Source organism: Pseudomonas sp. 18058, from assembly GCF_902706155.1.
Classification (GTDB): Bacteria; Pseudomonadota; Gammaproteobacteria; order Pseudomonadales; family Pseudomonadaceae; genus Aquipseudomonas; species Aquipseudomonas rustica.
Genome location: NZ_CACSJY010000142.1, coordinates 1 through 425, shown reverse-complemented (window position 1 = coordinate 425; position 425 = coordinate 1). Strand labels below are relative to the sequence as shown.

The 425-nt window shown below is 67.1% G+C and carries 1 protein-coding gene; it reads left to right on the top strand.

All coding sequences use genetic code 11. The features are described 5' to 3' along the window. Positions 1 to 18: 18 nt before the first annotated feature. Positions 19 to 425: hypothetical protein (locus tag GVL50_RS28540; protein WP_159815854.1), on the top strand; the 407-nt coding region annotated here is incomplete at its 3' end.

The following is a 425-nucleotide window of genomic DNA, read 5'->3' as shown; positions in this document are numbered from 1 at the left end:
GGCCAGGACCGCGTCACTGTGCAGACGCTGGACGGTGCGGGTCGCGTCGTGCGCACGGTGGATGCGGCCGGCTATGTCGTTGGCCGCGAATACGATGGCACGGGCCAACTCCAGCACGTCGTCGAATATGCCTTGCAGGCCGGCACGCCATCCGCGCAGGACCGCCATACCCGCTACACCTACGACGGTGCGGGCCGGCTCGTCGGGAAGACCGATGCGCTCGGAGGGCAGCAATACCACACGTATGACGCACTGGGGAACCGCATAGCGTTCACCAACGAGGTGGGCGCTGCCTGGACCTACGCCTACGATCTTGCGGGTCGGTTGATCCGCGAAGTTTCGCCCCCGGTGGCCGACGGCCCGTCCGGCATCGTGACCCTGACGGGATACGACCTGTTCGGCAATCTCGTGTCGCGCACCGAGGC